The sequence below is a fragment of the Rhizobium sp. KDH_Rht_773_N genome (assembly GCF_052946295.1).
In genome coordinates this window covers 59,571-78,759 of record NZ_CM129525.1, presented here as the reverse complement: position 1 = coordinate 78,759, position 19,189 = coordinate 59,571, and the positions used below count along the sequence as shown (strand labels likewise).

The following is a 19,189-nucleotide window of genomic DNA, read 5'->3' as shown; positions in this document are numbered from 1 at the left end:
TTGGAGTCGCGGGTTGAGGAAGATCGAGCAGACGCAGGACGTAGTGATCGAGCTCGAGAGCCCTCGGGCGAGTTCTCCGAAATCTGAGCCGACGGCGCTTGGAGCCGCCCTTGAATGCGAGCCGCGACAGGGGCGAAATTGGGCCACGCTGCTGATCCTGCTCTCGGTCCTCTTCGTCCAGCTGCTGCTTATCGGCTTGGTTATCTGGGCAATTTTCTGGTAATCCACAGGCCTGAAATCAAGCGCTTTGCTATCCGTTCCGCATCTGTAAAAAGGGCAGATGATGAAAGCGGAGTTTGGCATGGCAGATCAGGTCGATCCGGTACCGCGCGCCTTTCTGGGCGTCGAAAGATCCGTTCTCGACAATCGCTGGGTTTCGCGCCTCGATCAGGCGGGGCAGAACCGCGCCCTTGCCATGTCACAGATGCACGGCCTGCCGGATCTCATCGCCCGCGTGCTTGCCGGACGCGGGGTGACGGTGGATGAAGCTGTCGAATTTCTCGATCCGACGATCCGCAGCCTCATGCCCGACCCCTACAGGCTGACCGACTGCGAGAAGGCCGCCAGGCGCCTCGCGGACGCGATCCGCAAGGGTGAGCCGGTTGCGATCTTCGGCGATTACGACGTCGATGGTGCGGCCTCTTCCGCGCTGATGTATCGCTTCCTGACCCATTTCGGCGTCAAGGCGCATATCTATATTCCCGATCGCATCTTCGAAGGTTACGGCCCCAATCCGACCGCCATCAATCAGCTGATCGACAACGGCGCGCGCCTGATCGTAACCGTCGATTGCGGCTCCACCAGTCATGAGGCGCTGGCGGCCGCCGCCGACCGCAACATCGATGTCGTGGTCATCGACCACCATCAGGTAACGCACGAGCTGCCGCCCTGCCATTCTCTCGTCAATCCGAATCGCGAGGACGACCTGTCCGGGCTGGGTCATCTCTGTGCGGCCGGCGTCGTCTTCATGGTGCTGGTGGCAACGCTGCGCCTGCTGCGCGAGGCGGGAGACAAGCGCATTCTCGCGATCGACCTCCTGCAGTGGCTGGACATCGTGGCGCTCGCGACCGTTTGCGACGTGGTGCCCCTCAAGGGGCTCAACCGCGCCTACGTGGTCAAGGGACTGGTTGCCGCGCGCCACCAGAGCAATGCCGGCCTTGCGGCGCTGTTCCGCAAGGCGGGCCTGGCAGGGCCGGTGACGCCCTACCATTTCGGTTTCCTGATCGGCCCGCGCATCAATGCCGGCGGGCGGATCGGCGACGCGGCGCTCGGAAGCCGCCTGCTGACGCTGGATGATCCCGTAGAGGCCGAAGCCATCGCCCAAAGGCTGGACGAACTCAACCGCGAGCGGCAGGCCATGGAAGCGGCCATGCTGCAGGAGGCCGAGGCCGAAGCGTTCGCAGAATATGGAGACGGCGAGGGGGCTTCCGTCATCGTCACCGCGCATGAGAAATGGCACCCCGGTATTGTCGGCCTCATTGCCGCGCGCCTGAAGGAGAGGTTCAAGCGGCCCGCCTTCGCCATCGCCTTCGACCCGTCGGGCCGGGGGACCGGCTCGGGCCGGTCGATCAACGGCTTCGACATGGGCCGGATGGTGCGCGCGGCGGTCGATGAAGGGCTGCTGGTGAAAGGCGGCGGCCATGCCATGGCAGCCGGTCTGACCGTCGAGCGCGGCAAGCTCGGCCTTCTCAGAGCCTTCTTCACCGAGAAGGCGCAGAAGACGGTGTCGGCCCTTGTCGCCAATGAAACGCTGAAGATCGATGGCGCGATTGCGGCAAGCGGCGCGACGATCGATCTCATCGACCGTCTGGAAACGGCGGGGCCGTATGGTTCGGGGCATCCCCAGCCGGTCTTTGCCGTCCCGGCGCACCGGGTGCGCGATTCGCGCCTGGTCGGCGAGCGCCATGTGAAAGTGACCTTGGAAGCCATGGACGGCGCGCGCCTCGACGGCATCGCCTTCCGGGCCGCCGAGACCCCGCTCGGCAACCTGCTGCTCAATTCCCGCGGCGCCAACCTGCATGTCGCAGGCTCGCTCGGCGCAGAGCATTATCAGGGCTCGCGCAGGATCCAGCTGCGCATCAGCGATGCCGCGCCGGCCAAGTGACCGGCCGAAGGCGAGGCTGCGGTCGGGAAAGCGCTGATTTTCCGTGAAGGCAGGCAGGAGCTGGCGTTACGCCGCCCGCGATCGTGCCGATGGCCGGCGGCAGAGGGAACGGGCGCGCGCTTCTCTTGCCGACAGTTTTTGCCCATCGGGATCCGCAAACGCAACTCTATGAAAAACATGAGAATAATGAAGGAGAGTGGCACGCCCTAGGGGAGTCGAACCCCTCTTTACAGAATGAAAATCTGTCGTCCTAACCGATAGACGAAGGGCGCGTGCTCTGTGGTGGCGCCCTTATAGTCAGCACTTTTGTGCACCGCAAGCGGCAAAATGAGAAAATTTTGTAGGATTATGCAGTTTTTTGCTGGGCTTGTGGAAAAGCCGGAAATGGCGGCTTCATTGCCCGTATTCGGTGCCGCCACGGATCCGTTCACCGCTCGCCGACCGTGAGCCGGACAATCTTGCTCTAGGGAAAATGTCGGCTGATGCTGGTACGCCCTAGGGGAGTCGAACCCCTCTTTACAGAATGAGAATCTGTCGTCCTAACCGATAGACGAAGGGCGCAGGCTTTCAGCTCAAATAGGAAAGCGCAACGCGTTCGGCAAGCGGTAAGGAGATGCGAAATTGAAAGAAGGAAGTGGCACGCCCTAGGGGAGTCGAACCCCTCTTTACAGAATGAAAATCTGTCGTCCTAACCGATAGACGAAGGGCGCGTGCTGTGGTGGCGCCGTTATAGTCAGGCACTTCCGATCCCGCAAGCGGCAAAATCGAAATTTTTCAAAAAAATGACAGGCAGTTTCCGTCTGTGGAAAATGAGGATTATCGCAGCCGAATCAAAGGGCTGCGGCGGCCGCCGAAAACCCGGCGCAGACCGCTTGCCCAGCGTCAGGTTTGCAGGCCTTCGAGGTCAGATCGCTCTCGCCGAAGCAATCGGCGCGCGCTTGCGGCCGCAGCCCCAGTTCCAGTCGCGGGCATTGCCCGTGTCCAGATGGACCGAATCCGTGTGGCAATAGGTGCCGACGCCGCCGCGGTTCGGGAGCGACCGGATATATTCGGCGATATCCCATTTGCTGACGCCGTCGATCTGGATATCGGCGGCTTCGCAGCTCTTGTGCATCGATTCCTCGGCCCCGCCCACTTCGCGGTTGTGCTGTGGATCGCGGTAGCCCGAGGTGACGACGACCGGCTTGCCGAAATGCGTCTCCACCGTCTTGATGACCCGCATGAGATCGGGCTTGAAGCAGCCGACCTGGACGCCATCGTTCTGCACATGCAGGCCGTTCGGCGCGATGCGCGTCATGCCGGGCAGCGACGCTTTCTGCAGGAGCCCGGAAAGGCTGCCGAGCAGGTTCTGCTTCGGCGCGCTGTAGAGGGCATTCATCGTCGATCCCGGAATGCTGCTGCCGGTAAGCGAGGCGGTCTGCACGGGCGCGAGCTTCGTGCTGGTATTCTGCGACGATTGCTGCGGCAGCATCTCGCCCTGCTGCGGCTCGGGCGGCGCGCTGAACACGCTCGATCGCGGGCCGGCATTCTGCGGCGCGTAGGCGTTCACGCCCTGCGGCTGGATGATCGTCGAGGTCGAATTGTTCTGCGCCTGCGGCTGATGATCGGAAAAGATGCTCATCGCCTGCGCATTGATTCGCGTCGACTGCATGACGAGGCCGCCGATATTGGCCGGCTGCTGCTGTTGCATCGCCGGATCGGCGGGCGGAGCGACCGCTGCGGCATTTGCATCCTGCGCCGCCACCTGCGGATCGACGCCGGAGACATTGGTCAGCATCGGATCGCGATAGGGCTGTTTCGGCGCGCTCGACGATGCGGCGGGCATTGCCGCCGCCAGCCGCGGTGCCGGCTGCCCTTCCGCAGCCGGTGTGGAGACGGCGGCCGAATCAAGCGCCTTCTTGTCGGAGACGCAGCCGGAAAGCGCCAGGATGGAGCTGGCGATCAGCAAAGCACCGACGGCCTGCCGGCTCGGAGGGGCAATGCGCTTGTTGTTTCTGGTCAACCGAGAAGTCTCCGGTGAATGCGGAAGGCGCCCGAAAGCGCGCTTCCGTTACGATGGAGCCGGAGAATGCCTCGTGAAGCTTGCCTGCAGCTTGGCTTACCAGGTGCCGGTATTGCCCATGGACAGCCACGGCTCGGCCGGGGCCAGTCTTTCGCCCTTCTGCAGGATCTCGATCGAGATGCCGTCGGGCGAACGGACGAAGGCCATATTGCCGTCACGCGGCGGGCGATTGATGATTATGCCGTTATCCATCAGCTTCTGGCAGATCGCGTAGATATCATCCACCTCATAGGCGAGGTGACCGAAATTGCGTCCTCCGGTATAATCTTCCGTGTCCCAGTTATAAGTGAGCTCCAGGCAGGGGGCTTTTTCGCTGCGGGCGCGGTCGAGATCATCGCGAGCAGCCAGGAAAACGAGCGTAAAGCGGCCCTTCTCGTTCTCATGGCGGCGGATTTCCTCGAGTCCGAAGAGTGTGGTGTAGAAATGGAGGGAAGCGTCGAGGTCTTTGACGCGAACCATGGTGTGGAGATAACGCATTGTGTTTCCTCTCTCTATTTAGGCTAGCCCATCTGGAGTAACAGACGCCAGTTTCGGGCAAGTCATCGCGATAAAATGTACAGTTGGGAATAACCGAAAACTAGGACTTGCGCTTATCCGTTACCAAGATGTTAATCTTGATTTCAAGAATCAGTTAACCGTAACAGTGTGACGCGTATTGAGGGGCTGGCGACATGGCTGACAGGATTTCACCGAATGGCTTTACCGACCTTGAAGAGTTGTCGGGGGAACCGGTTGACCTCGTTGAAATCACCGGCGTGGTGAAATGGTTCGACGTGGCCAAGGGCTTTGGTTTCATCGTTCCCGATAACGGCATGCAGGATGTGCTGCTGCACGTGACCTGCCTTCGCCGCGACGGCTACCAGACCATCCTCGAGGGCACACGCATCGTCGCTCTCATCCAGCGCCGCGAGCGCGGCTTCCAGGCCTTCAAGATCCTTTCCATGGATCAGTCGACTGCGGTCCACCCCTCGCAGATGCCGCCGGTTCGCACCCACGTGCAGGTCACGGCAACGAGCGGCCTCGAACGCGCGCTTGTAAAGTGGTTCAACCGCACCAAGGGCTTCGGGTTCCTGACGCGCGGCGAAGGCACGGAAGACATTTTCGTGCATATGGAAACGCTGCGCCGCTTCGGCCTCACGGAACTGCGGCCCGGCCAGGTGGTGCTGGTGCGCTTCGGCGACGGCGAGAAGGGCCTGATGGCCGCGGAAATCCATCCTGACGTTCCGAGCCCGGTCGGCCGGTCTCACTGATGCGCAGCCTGTTCTCTGTGGAGATGATGAGAAGCGCCTTCATGGCGCTTTTTTTCATGATCGCCCTGCCGGCATTTGCGCAGCAGGACATGCACTTCGACAAGGAGCCGTTGATCATCCAGACGGCTGCCGGCAAGATGCTGCATTTCACCGTCGAGATCGCCGCCACCGGCGACCAGCGCGCTTACGGGCTGATGTTCCGCAAGGCGATGGCCGAGGATGCCGGCATGATCTTCGATTTCGGCGTATCGCGGCGCGTCACCATGTGGATGGAAAATACCGTGCTGCCGCTCGACATGCTCTTTGCGGACGACAGGGGCATCATCACCCATATCAAGGAAGACGCCACACCTTTTTCCCGCGACATCATCGATTCGATGGGGGAGGTCCGCTATGTGGTCGAGTTGAATGCCGGCATCGCCCGCAAGCTCAACATCCGCCCCGGCGATCGTCTCGTCAGCGCCACGACGACGAAAAAGGCAAAGTAAGCCTGTGAAATCTGGCGGCAAAGGCCGATTTATGGGGTTGCGAGGGCAGGGGGAAGCGTGTATTCCCGCTGCCATCAAAGGCTCGGAGTGTAGCGCAGTCTGGTAGCGCATCTGGTTTGGGACCAGAGGGTCGGGAGTTCGAATCTCTCCACTCCGACCATTGTTTTCCCAATATTTTCCGTGATTTAAGCTGGTTTCGCAGTCCGTCGACATGCGGGCCGCAGGGCCGGTTCGCGTTCAGGAAATCCCTCGGCCAGAATGGTTTCCCCGATCTGCAAGATGGTGACGATGCCGTTCACATGGCAGGGCACGCCTGCTGAGGCGTGCCGTCAATCAGCCCTGAGCAAGCAGGCCGACATATTGGGCATAGCTGATCGCCGCATAGAAAAACGCAGTGATGCTTGCTCCAATCATGATGGCATGAAATTCCGCTGAGGTTCTCATAGCTCGCACCCGTGTCACAACGGTTGGTAGACACCCTAGTCGCCTATGCCGGCCATAACAATTAGAAAGCGATCAAAACATGCAACAATCCGAAACATTTCGGATCGGCTGACAGGATTGCCCGTTTATCCACACCCGGCTGCGAATGAGGGCTGCGCTTGCGCGCTCTGCAGCAATAACGCGCTGCGAGCCATTCGGTTTCACCGATCCGCCGGTCCTGTGGCAACGGCGCTTTTCCCTTGAAAAAACGGGGATTCGCGGATAAGCAAAATTCACTTCTTCCTGCCATGCTGGGTGTGGAAGCGCCCTGTCACGGGCTAAGTCATGAAAGGCGGGCCTTGCCCGCATATCGGAGGCGTCGCAGTCATGTCTGCTAAGATCTATCGTCCGGCCAAGACCGCAATGCAGTCGGGCAAGGCCAAGACCCATCTCTGGGTGCTGGAGTTCGATCAGGAGCAGCCGCGCAAGATCGATCCGATCATGGGCTACACGTCGTCTGGCGATATGCGCCAGCAGCTGAAGCTGACTTTCGAAACGCAGGAACTTGCCGAAGCCTATGCCAAGCGCAACGGCATCGAATACCGCGTCATCGCTCCGAAGGACCCGGCCCGCCAGGTCGTCGCTTATCCGGACAATTTCCGCTATACCCGCACGCAGCCCTGGACGCATTGATCCGTTTGCGGCTTGCATGCTGAAATGCCTGGTGTCGCGCCATCGCGACATTGAGACGGCCCCTTAGCTCAACTGGATAGAGCAGCTGCCTTCTAAGCAGCAGGTCGCAGGTTCGAGTCCTGCAGGGGTCGCCATCTTTTCAGACTTTTCTGGACGCCGTGACTGGCCGTGAACCGCTGTTCGCGGTCAAATGCTGTTTGGCATCGGCAGCAATAGTTCGGCCGGCGGCGCACGCGGTATGACGAGGCGCCGCCGGCCCTTGCCCGTTTAGCCCTCGGGCGTCAGCGTCATCGATGTGCCGGTGGCGGCCAGGTTGAGACCAAGCTGGCCGGTCACGCTGATCGTCTGCAGATGGATCGAACCGGAGGTGCCGCCAAAGAGCACGTTGGTGCCGATGCCGCCGACCAGCGTCGCTTCAGCGGTTGCACCCTGATAGAGGCCGGCCAAGGAGCCGCGATGATAGCCGGCGGTCGGTGCGAAGACGGCCCAAAGGAGGCGACCGCGCGTGGTGAAGCCAAGATCGACGCCGAACTTGCGCAGCGCGCCGCTGTAATGTTCGGGCGCTTCCGCATTGCTCGTCGGCTGGAAGACGCAATCGATCTGCTTGGAGGAGCCAAGCACATAGCCGACGCCGCCGCCGATATCGCAGCTAAGGTAGCCGATCTTCACGCCCCCGCTGACGTCGGGAGCAGCCGGCGGCGCCGCCCGTACCATGTCTGCAGCGCTGGCACCCATGACGAAGGCCTGAAGCAGCGAGGCTGCGGCGATTGTGGTTGCGAGTATCTTTTTCATTTCAATCTCCTTTGGATATCGCAGGAAGGATATAGCGTCGGCTTTGTCATAACCAAGGCAGGAAAGTCTTTGCTCTCATTTTGGTTCCGGCCGTTGCCTGTGCCAACCTGCCGCGGCCGTCTTTTATGGAACCCTATCGGGCTGCAAAGGTTGTGCGATCGTCCATTGTTCCAACGATGGCGATCCGAACGGGCAAGACCGATTCAGACGAGATCCGCGGGAAAGCAGAGCGGCAGGTAGAGAAGACCAGTGCCGGCGGACATCTCGGCGCAACCTGTTTCGGCCGTCAGCCCGACGGCAAGACCGCCTCTTCCCGCAGCACACAGGCGCGAAAGTCGCGGCCGAACGACGGCCGCAACTGATCTGAAGCGGGTTGCCGTAAAATACGAGGCCGGCTGTTCCCATTCTTGGGGATTGGGCGCTCATTCCGAGGCAGGCACTGACAGTTTTCGGCCGGGATATCACCGCCGGCGGCGGCTACGATTCCGGCCTTGCCGGACTGTGTGGCCTGCTGCGTTCGACGGCATCGCGCTGAAGCACAGGAAAAACCCGCCGGCAGCCCGCCGGCGGGTTTTGAAGCGGAGATCGCCGATCAGTGCAGGATCTGGCTGAGGAACAGCTTGGTGCGCTCATGCTGCGGATTGTCGAAGAATTCGGCCGGCGAATTCTGCTCGACGATCTGGCCCTGGTCCATGAAGATCACGCGGTTCGCCACCTGCCGGGCAAAGCCCATTTCGTGCGTGACGCACAGCATGGTCATGCCTTCCTCGGCAAGGCCCACCATCGTATCCAGAACTTCCTTGATCATTTCCGGGTCGAGAGCCGAGGTCGGCTCATCGAACAGCATGATTTTCGGGTTCATGCAGAGCGAGCGGGCAATCGCCACGCGCTGCTGCTGGCCGCCCGACAGCTGACCCGGATATTTGTTGGCCTGCTCGGGGATCTTGACGCGCTTGAGGAAATGCATGGCGATTTCTTCCGCCTGCTTCTTCGGCATCTTGCGCACCCAGATCGGCGCCAGCGTGCAGTTTTCCAGGATGGTCAGATGCGGGAACAGGTTGAAGTGCTGGAACACCATGCCGACTTCGCGGCGCACTTCATCGATCTTCTTGAGATCGTTTGTCAGTTCCGTGCCATCGACGATGATCTTGCCCTTCTGATGCTCCTCCAGACGGTTGATGCAGCGGATCATCGTCGACTTGCCGGAACCGGACGGACCGGCGATGACGATGCGCTCGCCGCGCATGACCTTCAGGTTGATGTCGCGGAGCACGTGGAAGTCACCGTACCACTTGTTCATGTTGATGATCTCGACGGCAACGTCGGTTGCCGACACGGTCATCTTTTTCGTTTGGGCTTCTGCCATTGCTTGTTCCTCTTTTTATCGTTTGTGGCCGGTATCGAGATGACGTTCCATGAATGCTGAATAGCGAGACATGCCGAAGCAGAAAAGCCAGAAGGTAAAGCCCGCGAAAATCAGCCCGGACAACGGCGTCACGGCAGTTGCCCAATTGGCGTCGGTGAAGTTCAGGCGGACGATGCCGAGCAGGTCGAACATGCTGATGATCGACACCAGCGACGTATCCTTGAACATGCCGATGAAAGTGTTGACGATGCCGGGGATCACCAGCTTGATCGCCTGCGGCAGGATGATCAGCCGCATCTTCTGCCAATAGCCGAGGCCGAGCGAATCCGCCCCTTCGAACTGACCCTTCGGGATAGCCTGCAAACCGCCGCGAATGACCTCGGCCATATAGGCGGAGGCGAAGATCGACACGCCGACGATCGCGCGCAGCAGCTTGTCCACCGTCCAGCCCGCCGGCAGGAAAAGCGGCAGCACGACGCTTGCCATGAACAGCACCGTGATCAGCGGAACGCCGCGGACCACTTCGATGAAGACGATGCAGACCATGCGGATGACAGGCATATGCGAGCGTCTTCCGAGCGCCAGGATAATGCCGACCGGGAAGGAAACCGCGATGCCGACGAAGGAGAGAACCAGCGTCACCATCAACCCGCCCCAGAGCGGCGTTTCGACCGTCTCGAGACCGAAGCCGCCATAGAGCAGGACGAAGGAGATGATCGGCAGCACGATGAAAAGAAGGATCGCGTTCAGGCCCTTGCGCGGCACCGAAGGAATGAGCATCGGCACGAGCAGGAGCACGAAGAGAATGCCGACGAGGGTCGGCCGCCAGCGCTCGTCGAGCGGATAGCGTCCATAGATGAACTGGTCGAACTTGGCGTTGACGAAGGCCCAGCAGGCTCCGCTCCAGCCGTCGGGCTGGATGCCGCCCTGAACAGTCGTGGCGCAGAACGTGCGGTCCGGACCCGTCCAGACCGCCTGCACGAACAGCCAGTTGATGGCCTGCGGCAGTGCCCAGCCGAGAAAGGCCAGGGCCAGCACGGTGAAGACGATATCCTTCGGCGTTGCAAGCAGGTTGCGGCGAATCCAGGCTCCGGCGCCCTTTTCCCCGGGCGGCGGCGGTTCCTGCGCCAGCATGTTGGTTCTGACGAAACTGTCGCTCATCTTATCTCTCCACCAATGCCATCTTGGCGTTGAACCAGTTCATCAGCAGCGAGGTCACGATGCTGATGGCGAGATAGATGACCATCCAGATGAGAATCACCTCGACGGACTGGCCAGTCTGGTTGAGCGTCGTGCTGCCGACGGCCACGAGATCGGCAAAGCCGATGGCGATCGCCAGCGACGAGTTCTTGGTGAGGTTCAGATATTGGCTGCTGAGCGGCGGAATGATGATACGGAATGCCTGGGGAATGACCACCAGACGGGTGATCGACGACGGATGCAGGCCAAGTGCGGCTGCCGCCTCCGTCTGTCCCTTCGGCACGCCGCGGATGCCCGAACGGACGATCTCGGCGATGAATGCCGCCGTGTAGAAGGAAAGCGCCAGGAAAAGCGACATGAATTCCGGGCCGATCACGGAACCGCCGCTCAGGTTGAACTTGCCCGCGACCGGAAAGTCGAAGGAAAGCGGTGCGCCCGCAAGCAGGAAGGCGATAAGCGGCAGGCCGACGATCAGGCCGATGGAAACCCAGATCGTGTGGAACGGCTGACCGGTTCTCGCCTGCCGGTTATGTGCCCAGCGGGCGGTCACGATCACCGCGACCACCGCAACCAGCAACGCGACGCCGACGAACCAGAAGCCTTCTCCGAAGATCGGCTTCGGGAAAGAAAGGCCGCGATTGTTGAGATAGGAGCCGAAGGGCAGGTGCAGCGATTCACGCGCGTTTGGCAGAACGGCAAGCACGCCGGAATACCAGAAGAAGATGACGAGCAGCGGCGGAATATTGCGGAAGACTTCCACATAGACCGTGCAGAGCTTGGCGATCAGCCAGTTGCGTGAAAGGCGGCCAATGCCGATGACAAAGCCGATGATCGTTGCGGTGATGATGCCGGTCACGGCGATCAGCAGCGTGTTGAGGAAGCCGACGAGCAGCGCGCGGCCATAGGTCGAATCGCTCGAATAGGCGATCAGCGACTGGCCGACTTCGAAGCCGGCGCGGCCGTTCAAAAAGCCGAAACCCGATGCGATGTTGGCGCGGGCCAGATTCACGGCCGTGTTGTGAGCAACCGACCAGATGAAGGCGACCAGCAGTATGATGGTAAGAGCTTGAAAGAAGATGCCCCGGATTTTGGGGTCGTAAAGGGCGGACTGGAAGGTCCATCCGCTCCTGGATATGGGTGTAGATTCCGCAACCTGATGCGTCATTCCTGGCCAATTCCCCACGTTATGCGCCCCTTTTCGGAGCTTTTTTATAGGAGGAGGAAAGGCGGTCGCCCGCCTTTCCGGCTTTTCATGCGTAATGCCGGTCAGCGAACCGGCGGAGCGTACTGAATGCCACCCTTGTTCCAGAGCGCGTTAAGGCCGCGTGCGATCTTCAGCGGGCTGCCCTGGCCGATGTTCTTTTCGAAGACTTCGCCATAATTGCCGACGTTCTTGACGACGTTGTAGGCCCAGTCGTTGGTCAGGCCGAGGTCGGTACCGATCTTCGTATCGGCCTCAACGCCGAGGAAGCGCTTGATATCCGGGTTCGGCGAGTTCTTCATCTCGTCGACATTGGCCTGCGTGATGCCGAATTCTTCGGCGTTGATCATCGCATAGCCGACCCAGCTGACGATATCGAACCACTGGTCGTCACCCTGGCGCACGGCCGGAGCCAGCGGCTCCTTGGAGATGATTTCCGGCAGGATCATGTGTTCGTCGGGGTTCTTCAGCGTCAGGCGCAGCGAGTAGAGGCCGGACTGGTCGGTCGTGTAGACGTCGCAACGGCCGGAATCGTAGGCGGCGTTGACTTCATCCAGCTTCTCGAAGACCACCGGATTGTACTGGAGGTTGTTGGCCTTGAAATAGTCGGCGAGGTTGAGCTCGGTCGTGGTGCCGGACTGCACGCAGACGGATGCGCCGGAAAGCTCGAGCGCCGACTTCACGTTCAGGCTCTTGCGAACCATGAAGCCCTGGCCGTCATAATAGTTGATGAAGCGGAAGTTCAGGCCGAGAGCCGTATCGCGGTTGATCGTCCAGGTCGTGTTGCGGGCCAGCACGTCGACTTCGCCGGACTGCAGGGCCGGGAAGCGGTTGGCGGCGCTGAGGGGGGTGAACTTTACCTTGTTGGCGTCGCCGAAGATCGCAGCAGAAACTGCGCGGCAGAAATCGACGTCGAAGCCGGACCAGTTGCCGGACGCGTCAGGAGCGGCAAAGCCGGCAAGGCCGGTATTGACGCCGCACTGCACGAAACCTTTTGCTTTTACATCTTCAAGTGTGGTGGCCGAAGCGGCCGAAGCGCCAAAAGCGAAAACTGCTGCGCCGACTGCTGCGGCGGACAGGAGCTTGTACTTCATTTTTCCCAACCTTTTCCGTTGTCTTATCTTTATCTATTCGGGGACTGGCCGGTTTGAAATTGCCCGTTTGCCTCCCCGTTTCCCGCAACCCTCCCGGCGCGAGTGGTTCTATCACAGTCGCAAATGTCACCATGGTCAAGTGTCGCGGCCGATAATTGCGGCAAATTTCAGCATTTTGGCAGATTGCGCCGCGTCCATAGGCACTTGGTCAGAAATTGAGCGCCGCACTGACGAAAAATAGCGCTGAAATCACGATGTAAAGGCCGCAGGCGCCGTTGGCCTGGCCGATCACGTCAAGTTGTAGGGGTTGACCGGAAAGGGCACGGGGTTCAAAAGTTTGCGCCTCCGCATACGCTTGCCAGAAGGCCATTCTCCATATGAAAGATCTAGACAGTCTCCTGCCGGATGCCGGCGTCAATACCCGTCTTTCCCACATCGGCTACGACCCCAGCGACTACCACGGCTTCGTCAATCCGCCGGTCGTGCGCGCATCGACCGTGCTTTTTCCCGATGCCAGATCGATGGAGACGCGTACCAAGAAATATACCTACGGCACGCGCGGCACGCCGACCACCGACGCCCTCGCCGAAGCGATCAACGCGCTTGAAGGCTCCGCCGGAACCGTGCTGGTGCCTTCCGGGCTCGCGGCCGTCACCGTCGCCATTCTGGCCTATGTCGCAGCGGGCGATCATGCGCTGATCGTCGATTCCGTCTACGGCCCGACGCGCCATTTCTGCGATACGATCCTGAAGCGGATGGGCATTGCGGTCGATTATTTCGATCCGGCCGCCGGTGCGGGCATCGAGACGATGATCAAGCCGAACACCACGGTCGTGCTGACCGAGGCACCCGGTTCCAATACGTTCGAAATGCAGGATATCCCGGCCATCGCGGCTGTCGCGCACAAACATGGCGCCGTCGTGCTGATGGACAATACCTGGGCCACGCCTCTCTATTTCCGTCCGCTGGACCATGGCGTCGACGTATCGATCCATGCCTCCACCAAATATCCTTCCGGGCACTCCGACATACTGATGGGAACGATTTCCGCCAATGCCGAACACTGGCCGCGGCTGATCGAAACGCACGGCACGCTTGGCCTCTGCGGCGCGCCGGATGATTCCTACCAGATCCTGCGCGGCCTGCGCACCATGGGCATCCGGCTCGAGCGTCACTACGAAAGCGCGCTGAAGATTGCCTCATGGCTTGAAAACCGGGAGGAGGTTGCCCGCGTGCTTCATCCGGCCCTGCCGAGCTTCCCCTCGCATCACATCTGGAAGCGCGACTTCAAGGGCGCGAGCGGCATCTTTTCCTTCGTGCTGCGGGCCGACGATCCGCAGAAAGCCAAACAGAAGGCCCATGCCTTCCTCGATGCGCTTTCCTATTTCGGGCTGGGTTATTCCTGGGGCGGCTATGAGAGCCTTGCCGTGCTCGTCAATCTTTCCGACCGCAAGATCGCCACGGCGCCGGCCGAAGGTCCGGTCATTCGCCTGCAGATCGGCCTTGAAGATATTGTTGATCTCAAGGCCGATATCGAGCGCGGCTTTGCTGCGGCAAATGCCGTCTGAGCGGCCCTTGTCCGGTCAGCCAACCGGGCGGTAGCCGTAAATCCAGTCGAGATCCGCCGCGAGGCTTTGCGGCGGTTTCAGCGACAGCACGATATCCCGGCCGAGGCGGATCGGTCCGCTTGCATGATAGGCGAAGCGGTTGAAGGCGCCGCGCTGGCGCAGCCTGGCGATGCGCGGCGTGCGATGCCGTTCGAAGAGCGAAATGGCTTCCGCAACCGGCCGGGTGGCCAGGAAGGCGGCAAGCTCGAACGCATCCTCGATCGCCATCGCTGCGCCCTGGGCGGCAAAGGGCATCATGGCATGCGCCGCATCGCCGATCAGCACGGTCCTGCCGCCGTCCTGCCATCTGCCTGGCGTTGCCTCGAAAAGCGGCCAGAAGGTGATATCGCTGTGCCGCGCGAGCAAGGCGGCAACGGCAGGATGCCAGCGGCGGAAGCGCGACTGCAGAAGCTGCTGCTGCGCCTTGGTCGGTTCGCCTTGCCAGGCCTGCGGCGCAATATTGCCGGCGGTGATCGCCACCATGTTGAAGCCGCCGGTTTCCTTCAGCGGATAGCAGACCATATGCGCCGACGAGCCGAGCAGGGCCGAAACGCTGCTGCGATCGAGAAAGCCCGGCGCCTCCGCTTCTGCGATGGTGAAGCGGAAGGCGATATTTCCGGAGAAGCGCGGGGCAGGGGCGCCCGGTATTGCCTGGCGCAGCCTGGACCAGACGCCGTCGGCGCCGATGACGACATCGGCAGGACGCGAAGCCTGCGGCAGACCCGATTCGAAGCGCGTTCCCAGATGGAGCGCACAGAGCGGATTGGCGCTGACCGCATCCAGAAGGGCCTTTTGCAGCGTCTTGCGGTGCAGGACGCCATAGGGTGCGCCCCAGCGGTTCCTGGCGAAACTCCCGGCAGGAACGGCGGCGAGTTCGCGCAACGAACTGCCCGCGATCAGCCGGATGGATTGCGGCTCGAGCCAGAGGCTGGCAAGCCCGTCGAGCACACCGAGTTCGGCAAGCACGCGCGACGCGTTGGGAGAGATCTGCAGCCCGGCGCCGACCTCTGCAAGCTCGGGCGCCTGTTCGAAAATATCGGAGCTGATGCCGCGTCGCGCCAGCGCCAGAGCGGCCGTCAGGCCTGCAATTCCGGCGCCGATAATGGCGGCATGTTCGACCGGCATGGGATATCCGATCTAAAGAGGGAAATTACGCCGCCTTGACGTGGAAGACGCAGCCGGGCGGGTTGGTCTGGTTGGACTTCAGCGACGCGTTGAAGCGATAAAGCGTCGAGCAGTAGGAGCAGACCTTCTCGTTATCGTCGCCCATATCGATGAAGATGTGCGGGTGGTCGAAGGGAACGGATGCGCCGGTGCACATGAATTCCTTGACACCGACTTCGATAACGCGGTGACCGCCGTCGTTCTGGAAGTGGGGAATGCTGTGGCCGGCCATGTCTGTCTCCGAATGCTTTGAAATTCTGCGCGGACCTTATAGGCCTTCGCAGGAAAAGTGTAGTGCCAAAGCATGGCTCCCCTGCGAGTTTTTGGCTTCACGCTGAAAGACCGCTCGACTATGGTCGCGCCAAACAAGGACGACCCGATGAACCTGAATACGCCTGCATTTTCAAGCTTCACGCATGATGGACTGAAACTCGCCTATTTCGACGAGGGCGATCCGTCCGGCGCACCGGTGCTGCTGATCCACGGATTTGCTTCCTCGGCCAATGTCAACTGGGTTCATCCGGGCTGGCTGAAGACGCTGGGTGACGCCGGCTACCGGGTCATCGCCATCGACAACCGCGGTCATGGCGCCAGCGACAAGCCGCGTGATGCCGAGGCTTACAGGCCGTGGTTCATGGCAGGCGATGCGATTGCGCTGCTCGATCATCTCGGCATTCCCGAAGCCAACCTGATGGGTTATTCGATGGGCGCCCGCATTTCCGTCTTTGCGGCACTTGCCCATCCGCACCGGGTCCGCTCGCTGGTTCTCGGCGGCCTCGGCATCGGCATGACGGACGGCGTCGGCGACTGGGATCCGATTGCCGATGCGCTGCTGGCGCCGTCGCTCGCCGATGTCACCCATCAGCGCGGTCAGATGTTCCGCGCCTTTGCCGAGCAGACGAAGAGCGACCGCGAGGCGCTTGCCGCCTGCATCAAGGGATCGCGCGATCTGGTTGCCCGCGCCGATATGGGCAGGATCGAGGCGCCGACCTTGATCGGGGTTGGAACGAAGGACGATATCGCCGGCTCTCCCCAGGAGCTTGCGGCGCTGATGCAGAATGCCGAAGCGCTGGATATTCCAGGCCGCGACCACATGCTGGCCGTGGGCGACAGGGTCTTCAAGAAGGCCGTTCTGGAATTCTACGAAAGGGTTGCCGCCGGCTGATGTCGCCGGCGGGTGACATATGCGTGATATCGCGAAAAACGCGCTGAAAATGCGTGGCTCCGGCACCCATTTATGTTATCGGCGTTTTCCTCTATATAATCGCATTCCAACGGGAAATGAGGAGACCTGTAATGGTCGCTAAGACGGATATCCGCACGCTGGACACAGCCCATCCGCTGAAGGTGATGGACCCGATCTGGGACAGCCTGCGCGAGGAGGCACGTCTTGCCGCCGAAGGCGATCCGGTGCTGGCCGCTTTCCTCTATTCGACGGTTATCAATCATCGCTCGCTGGAAGAATGCGTCATACACCGCATCTGCGAGCGCCTGGACCACCCCGACATGCAGGCAAACCTCCTGCGCCAGACCTTCGAGGAAATGCTGGAGGACTGGCCGGAATGGGGCTCGATCCTGCGCGTCGATATCCAGGCTGTCTATGATCGTGATCCCGCCTGCCTGCGCTTCATGGAAGCCGTTCTCTACTTCAAGGGCTTCCATGCCCTGCAGACCCACCGGCTGGCCCATTGGCTGCTGAACCGCGGCCGCCGCGACTTCGCGCTCTACTTGCAGAGCCGTTCGTCCAGCGTCTTCCAGACGGATATCAACCCGGCCGCGCGGATCGGCAAGGGCATCTTCCTCGACCACGCGACGGGCCTGGTCGTCGGCGAAACCGCCGTCATCGGCGACAATGTTTCCATCCTGCATGGCGTAACCCTCGGCGGCACCGGCAAGGAAGGTGCGGACCGCCATCCGAAGATCGGCACGGGCGTATTGATCGGCGCCGGCGCCAAGATCCTCGGCAATATCGAGATCGGCTTCTGCTCCCGCGTCGCCGCCGGTTCCGTCGTGCTGAAGCCCGTGCCTCCGAAGACGACGGTGGCGGGCGTGCCGGCCAAGGTCGTCGGCGAGGCAGGCTGTTCCGAGCCTGCGCGCATCATGGATCAGGTCATCGGCGCCGATATCTGAACTTTCATTGGAAAAATGCGGGAAAGCGCCTAAATCCAGGCAGGGACAGACATTGCTAACTCGATCTCGCGACCTTTACAGCGCCGCTTTACCTGTGCAAGAAGCGGCCAACCGAGATCGATTACGGAGATGAAAGAGTGAAGCCCGAAGAAATCAAGAAGCTCGACGCCTATTTCAAACGCACGCTGAACCCGCAGATCGTGGTGAAGGCGCGTCCGCGTAAGAACGATTCCGCGGAAGTCTATATCGGCGAAGAATTTCTGGGTGTCATCTACATCGATGACGAGGACGGCGACCGTTCCTACAATTTCTCGATGGCAATTCTCGACGTCGATCTCTGATTGTTCGTCACTTCGATCGAAAGCCGTGCGTCGCCAACCGATGCACGGCTTTTTGTTTGCGCCCGTCGCCGGATACGCCGGTCTGCCAAAATTTCCGATAACCCTCTGGTTGCAGCCGCGTGATATATTTTAGCAAAATCAATAAAAGACGAACGTGCCCGGAAATCCGGCCTTTGGCGCCGATCGTCGCCGCAACCTTTGGGTGTTTTGCGATGCACAAGACTACTTGACTCTTTGTGCGTTGCAGCTACCCTCTGCCTGCAACAGCCAATTGGAGGATGGTCATGTTCAATTTCGACGATGCAAACCGGAAGAGCAAGGAAGCGGTGGATTCGATGCTCAAGAGCTATTCCGATACCGCCAAGGGTTTCCAGGCGATCGCCTCTGAGGCGGCCGAATATTCCAAGAAGTCCTTCCAGGATGCCGTCACCCATTTCGAAACGCTGTCGGGCTTAAAGAGCTTCGAGGCGGCCTTCGAATTGCAGACCAATTATGCGAAGTCTTCCTACGAGGCCTTCATCGCCGAGGCGACCAAGCTCGGCGAAATGTATGCCGACATCGCCAAGAATGCTTATAAGCCCTACGAAGCACCGATGGCTGCTGCTGCCGCCAAGGTTTCGAAAGCCGCTCCGGTCGCCCCCGCAGCCGCATAAATCTTGTGGCGCGCCGCGCCGCCTATTGAAAATCAAGGACCGGCACCGCATCTGCGGCCGGTCTTTTTTGTTTCCCGAAGCACGCCCGGTTTTTACGCAGACTTTTTTGGCCTTTGCGTCAAGTCCTGCGGAATTGTGATTGCAGTCGGAAACAAGGGGCTTAAAATCGCTCTATTATGAACTACGTTAGTGTTTCAGATATTCGACGGGAAAGCACCCCTCCCATGCTGCCTGCCGGATTGATTGAGGAATGAATGACAATGATCGCCAGACCGATCCGGATGCAGAATGACAGCGAAAGGAACGGGGACAACGGAAATCGCGGAACCTCGGTCATTACGCGCACCAAGCCGAAGACCAAGAAACCTAATCTCTATCGCGTACTGCTTTTGAATGACGACTACACCCCAATGGAATTCGTCATCCATATCCTGGAGCGTTTTTTTCAGAAGGATCGGGAAAGTGCCACCCGCATCATGCTGCATGTCCATAACCACGGCGTCGGCGAATGCGGAATATTCACATACGAGGTGGCGGAAACCAAGGTGAGCCAGGTGATGGACTTTGCCCGGCAGCACCAGCATCCGCTGCAATGCGTCATGGAAAAGAAGTGAGGAACTG

General features: G+C 60.5%; 20 protein-coding genes and 5 tRNA genes. 12 read left to right on the top strand and 13 right to left on the bottom strand.

The annotated features are described in order from the left end of the window. The first annotated feature begins 301 nt into the window (after nucleotides 1-301). Nucleotides 302-2,104, top strand: a complete 1,803-nt coding sequence (gene recJ, locus ACU8HS_RS00420) for a single-stranded-DNA-specific exonuclease RecJ (RefSeq protein WP_447015209.1) — start codon at nucleotides 302-304, stop codon at nucleotides 2,102-2,104. Between the two features lie 197 nt (nucleotides 2,105-2,301). On the opposite strand, the gene ACU8HS_RS00415 is transcribed toward recJ, so the two are convergent. From ACU8HS_RS00415 to gloA, 5 genes are all read right to left on the bottom strand, one after another. Then, nucleotides 2,302-2,376: transfer RNA gene (locus ACU8HS_RS00415), tRNA-Glu, on the bottom strand. Between the two features lie 214 nt (nucleotides 2,377-2,590). Continuing rightward, nucleotides 2,591-2,665, bottom strand: a tRNA-Glu gene (locus ACU8HS_RS00410). A gap of 74 nt (nucleotides 2,666-2,739) precedes the next feature. Further along, nucleotides 2,740-2,814: transfer RNA gene (locus ACU8HS_RS00405), tRNA-Glu, on the bottom strand. A 194-nt stretch (nucleotides 2,815-3,008) separates the two neighbouring features. Then, nucleotides 3,009-4,106: a YcbK family protein gene (locus tag ACU8HS_RS00400; RefSeq protein ID WP_447015208.1), complete on the bottom strand. Its 1,098-nt coding sequence runs from the start codon at nucleotides 4,104-4,106 to the stop codon at nucleotides 3,009-3,011. Between the two features lie 96 nt (nucleotides 4,107-4,202). Beyond that, a complete protein-coding gene (gene gloA, locus ACU8HS_RS00395; protein ID WP_112568120.1) occupies nucleotides 4,203-4,643 on the bottom strand; it encodes a lactoylglutathione lyase in 441 nt (146 codons plus the stop codon). A gap of 194 nt (nucleotides 4,644-4,837) precedes the next feature. Here gloA and ACU8HS_RS00390 point away from each other — a divergent pair, with 194 nt between their 5' ends. The 5 genes from ACU8HS_RS00390 (at nucleotide 4,838) to ACU8HS_RS00370 (ending at nucleotide 7,154) form a co-directional block, all read left to right on the top strand. Continuing rightward, nucleotides 4,838-5,416, top strand: a complete 579-nt coding sequence (locus ACU8HS_RS00390) for a cold-shock protein (RefSeq protein ID WP_112568118.1) — start codon at nucleotides 4,838-4,840, stop codon at nucleotides 5,414-5,416. Next, nucleotides 5,416-5,904, top strand: coding sequence for a DUF192 domain-containing protein (locus tag ACU8HS_RS00385; RefSeq protein WP_112704865.1), 489 nt, complete (start codon nucleotides 5,416-5,418; stop codon nucleotides 5,902-5,904). Before ACU8HS_RS00390 ends, ACU8HS_RS00385 begins: the two co-directional genes overlap by 1 nt. A gap of 83 nt (nucleotides 5,905-5,987) precedes the next feature. Continuing rightward, a tRNA-Pro gene (locus ACU8HS_RS00380) sits at nucleotides 5,988-6,064 on the top strand. A 650-nt stretch (nucleotides 6,065-6,714) separates the two neighbouring features. Beyond that, nucleotides 6,715-7,020: an ETC complex I subunit gene (locus ACU8HS_RS00375; protein WP_112568114.1), complete on the top strand. Its 306-nt coding sequence runs from the start codon at nucleotides 6,715-6,717 to the stop codon at nucleotides 7,018-7,020. Between the two features lie 57 nt (nucleotides 7,021-7,077). Beyond that, nucleotides 7,078-7,154, top strand: a tRNA-Arg gene (locus tag ACU8HS_RS00370). A gap of 133 nt (nucleotides 7,155-7,287) precedes the next feature. On the opposite strand, the gene ACU8HS_RS00365 is transcribed toward ACU8HS_RS00370, so the two are convergent. The 6 genes from ACU8HS_RS00365 to ACU8HS_RS00340 form a co-directional block, all read right to left on the bottom strand. Beyond that, complete coding sequence (locus ACU8HS_RS00365; RefSeq protein WP_112568108.1) at nucleotides 7,288-7,812, bottom strand: DUF992 domain-containing protein; 525 nt, start codon at nucleotides 7,810-7,812, stop codon at nucleotides 7,288-7,290. Nucleotides 7,813-8,404: 592 nt separating this feature from the next. Further along, nucleotides 8,405-9,178, bottom strand: coding sequence for an amino acid ABC transporter ATP-binding protein (locus ACU8HS_RS00360; protein WP_112568104.1), 774 nt, complete (start codon nucleotides 9,176-9,178; stop codon nucleotides 8,405-8,407). A gap of 15 nt (nucleotides 9,179-9,193) precedes the next feature. Continuing rightward, nucleotides 9,194-10,339: an amino acid ABC transporter permease gene (locus ACU8HS_RS00355; RefSeq protein ID WP_112568102.1), complete on the bottom strand. Its 1,146-nt coding sequence runs from the start codon at nucleotides 10,337-10,339 to the stop codon at nucleotides 9,194-9,196. A gap of 1 nt (nucleotide 10,340) precedes the next feature. After that, nucleotides 10,341-11,543: an amino acid ABC transporter permease gene (locus tag ACU8HS_RS00350; protein ID WP_112568100.1), complete on the bottom strand. Its 1,203-nt coding sequence runs from the start codon at nucleotides 11,541-11,543 to the stop codon at nucleotides 10,341-10,343. 101 nt (nucleotides 11,544-11,644) lie between these two features. Continuing rightward, nucleotides 11,645-12,673, bottom strand: a complete 1,029-nt coding sequence (locus tag ACU8HS_RS00345) for an amino acid ABC transporter substrate-binding protein (RefSeq protein WP_112568098.1) — start codon at nucleotides 12,671-12,673, stop codon at nucleotides 11,645-11,647. Nucleotides 12,674-12,881: 208 nt separating this feature from the next. Continuing rightward, nucleotides 12,882-13,043, bottom strand: a complete 162-nt coding sequence (locus ACU8HS_RS00340; RefSeq protein WP_447015207.1) for a hypothetical protein — start codon at nucleotides 13,041-13,043, stop codon at nucleotides 12,882-12,884. 7 nt (nucleotides 13,044-13,050) lie between these two features. Here ACU8HS_RS00340 and ACU8HS_RS00335 point away from each other — a divergent pair, with 7 nt between their 5' ends. Further along, on the top strand, nucleotides 13,051-14,241 hold the full coding sequence (locus ACU8HS_RS00335) for a cystathionine beta-lyase (RefSeq protein WP_112704863.1): 1,191 nt from the start codon (nucleotides 13,051-13,053) through the stop codon (nucleotides 14,239-14,241). Nucleotides 14,242-14,256: 15 nt separating this feature from the next. On the opposite strand, the gene ACU8HS_RS00330 is transcribed toward ACU8HS_RS00335, so the two are convergent. Both ACU8HS_RS00330 and ACU8HS_RS00325 read right to left on the bottom strand, forming a co-directional pair. Next, entirely contained in the window at nucleotides 14,257-15,405 is a 1,149-nt protein-coding gene (locus ACU8HS_RS00330; protein WP_447015206.1) for an FAD-dependent monooxygenase, read from the bottom strand. Between the two features lie 25 nt (nucleotides 15,406-15,430). Further along, on the bottom strand, nucleotides 15,431-15,676 hold the full coding sequence (locus tag ACU8HS_RS00325; protein ID WP_112568092.1) for a zinc-finger domain-containing protein: 246 nt from the start codon (nucleotides 15,674-15,676) through the stop codon (nucleotides 15,431-15,433). Nucleotides 15,677-15,823: 147 nt separating this feature from the next. Between ACU8HS_RS00325 and ACU8HS_RS00320 the strand changes: the two genes are divergently transcribed. From ACU8HS_RS00320 to clpS, 5 genes are all read left to right on the top strand, one after another. Next, on the top strand, nucleotides 15,824-16,609 hold the full coding sequence (locus tag ACU8HS_RS00320; protein WP_112754496.1) for an alpha/beta fold hydrolase: 786 nt from the start codon (nucleotides 15,824-15,826) through the stop codon (nucleotides 16,607-16,609). 131 nt (nucleotides 16,610-16,740) lie between these two features. Further along, the gene (gene cysE, locus ACU8HS_RS00315) at nucleotides 16,741-17,574 is read left to right on the top strand and encodes a serine O-acetyltransferase (RefSeq protein ID WP_112758123.1); all 834 of its coding nucleotides are present in this window, start codon (nucleotides 16,741-16,743) and stop codon (nucleotides 17,572-17,574) included. Nucleotides 17,575-17,711: 137 nt separating this feature from the next. After that, the gene (locus tag ACU8HS_RS00310; RefSeq protein WP_007827403.1) at nucleotides 17,712-17,915 is read left to right on the top strand and encodes a DUF3126 family protein; all 204 of its coding nucleotides are present in this window, start codon (nucleotides 17,712-17,714) and stop codon (nucleotides 17,913-17,915) included. A 284-nt stretch (nucleotides 17,916-18,199) separates the two neighbouring features. Continuing rightward, nucleotides 18,200-18,568: a phasin family protein gene (locus tag ACU8HS_RS00305; RefSeq protein ID WP_112568088.1), complete on the top strand. Its 369-nt coding sequence runs from the start codon at nucleotides 18,200-18,202 to the stop codon at nucleotides 18,566-18,568. Between the two features lie 260 nt (nucleotides 18,569-18,828). Continuing rightward, a complete protein-coding gene (clpS, locus tag ACU8HS_RS00300) occupies nucleotides 18,829-19,182 on the top strand; it encodes an ATP-dependent Clp protease adapter ClpS (protein WP_112568291.1) in 354 nt (117 codons plus the stop codon). Nucleotides 19,183-19,189: the final 7 nt, after the last annotated feature.